Source organism: bacterium, from assembly GCA_040755795.1.
Taxonomy (GTDB): Bacteria; UBA9089; CG2-30-40-21; order CG2-30-40-21; family SBAY01; genus JBFLXS01.
In genome coordinates this window covers 1-1,935 of the sequence record JBFLXS010000597.1, presented here as the reverse complement: position 1 = coordinate 1,935, position 1,935 = coordinate 1, and the positions used below count along the sequence as shown (strand labels likewise).

The window sequence follows — 1,935 nt, the reverse complement described above, 5'->3', positions numbered from 1 at the left end:
TTAAAAGACGACAAGAGTAGTGAGTTGGAATCAGACTTTGATCATGGGATACAAAAATAAGAAGAAAAGGAAAAAAACAGCGAAGTGGAACTTTTGCTAACCAGTCGTTGCAGCGGACGGCGGGGGGTGGATGGGTTCTCAAAGTTTTGTGATTGACCAAAGTTTTGTTATGTATATAAAGTTTTGTGGTAATCCGCCCCGCCGCCGCTGAACTCAATCGTTAGAATAAAAAAATAATCACACAAAGAACACAAAGATGGGTGAAAATGAAAATAGAATAAATCTTTGTGTGCTTTGAGGCTTTGTGTGAGGATATAAAAGAGAAATTCTAACCCTTCGCTGCACCTGACTGCGAGGGGCTGTGGCGTGATTGAGATAGTTTTGTAATTTCCCAGGGTTTTATCTTGCTTATGAAAGTTTAGTGGTAATTCCCCCTCGCAGCAGGTGAGCTCAATCGTTATGTGTAAATTTTATAAGTAAAGGAGGTTGTTATGAGCAGTTATCAAATACATGTTTTTATAAGTCATGCGTGGGCATATTCTGACCATTATGAGACTCTATCGAGCTGGATATTTGAAGAAAATTGGTCAGTTGGACAAGCCTCCCTGGTTTTTCATGATTATTCCGTTCCCAAAAACGATCCAATTCATAATGCTGCAAATGATACTCAACTAAAAAATGCCATTTACAACAAGATTAGTCGAAGCCATGTAGTTGTTATTCCATCTGGCATGTATGCCAGCTATAGTAAATGGATTAAAAAAGAGATTGAAGGATCAAAATTATATGGCAAACCTATTTTAGCTGTAAATCCATTTGGGCAGCAGAAAAAGCCTGGTGTTGTATTAGATAACTCTGATGAAGCAGTAGGGTGGAATAAGAAACCAGTAATAAATGCAATATGGAATTTATATCGGGGATAGGCAATGAATATGACAGAAGAAGAATATATTAATAATCGGCTTAATGATCAAATAAATTGGTATAGTAAAAAAAGCCAAACTAACCAGAAATGGTTTAAGTGGTTAAGGCTTCTGGAAATTATCGCTGCTGCTCTTATTCCTTTTTTGGCGGGTATTGGGACAACTATTCCATATCATTTGATAATAATAGGTGCATTAGGTGTGATAATTGCTGTATCGGCTGGGTTATCTGCTCTTTATAAGTATCATGAAATTTGGATTGAATATCGCACAACTGCTGAAACATTAAAACATGAAAAATATCTCTACCAAACAAAATGCCCACCATATAATAATAATGATGCATTTTGTAGTTTAGTGCAGAGAGTGGAAGGATTAATTTCTAAAGAAAATACTCAGTGGTCAAGATATACAGAAAAGACAAAAATCACATAACCAATCGCTGAAGCTGAAGGCGGGCAAGCCCGCCGCAGCTTAGCTCAGGCGTTAGAATGAAAAAATAATCACACAAAGTCACAAAGGAATTGAATAAAAAGAATAAATCTTTGTGTGCTTTGAGGCTCTGTGTGAGGATATAAAAGAGAAATTCTAACAAATCGCTGCACCTGACTGCGAGGGGCTGTGGCGTGATTGAGATAATTTTGTAGTTTATCAAAGTTTTAACCTGCTTACAAAGTTTAGTGGTAATTCCCCCTCGCAGCAGGTGAGCTCAATCGTTAGGCCCAATACAATGCAAATTTGAGAAAGGGTGAAGAGAATTAGAAAAGGCAAGGAACTTACTTACCCACAGAGCATAGAAAGATATGTTTTTTTCAGGAACAAGTCTACAAGACAACAGAAAATTTTGAAACTCAGGTAATATTGTATTGAGAGCGTTGCGTAGGGCTTAAGGCTATATCTATGGTCCCAGGCATTGCTTTACTTCATTTTCTGCCATCTTTTGCTTATTAAATTTGCTCCAGAGGAGCAATCTGTTTGTAGAAGAAAACCCACCCATCACATAAAGCTCCAT

General features: G+C 37.4%; 2 protein-coding genes. Both read left to right on the top strand.

The window, feature by feature from the left end; all coding sequences use genetic code 11:
• The first annotated feature begins 491 nt into the window (after positions 1–491).
• Complete coding sequence (locus tag AB1414_20080; GenBank protein MEW6609712.1) at positions 492–923, top strand: TIR domain-containing protein; 432 nt, start codon at positions 492–494, stop codon at positions 921–923.
• Positions 924–932: 9 nt separating this feature from the next.
• Positions 933–1,358 carry a DUF4231 domain-containing protein gene (locus AB1414_20075; protein ID MEW6609711.1) on the top strand — a complete coding sequence of 142 codons (426 nt, stop codon included), beginning with the start codon at positions 933–935 and terminating at the stop codon, positions 1,356–1,358.
• The last annotated feature ends 577 nt before the right edge of the window (positions 1,359–1,935 follow it).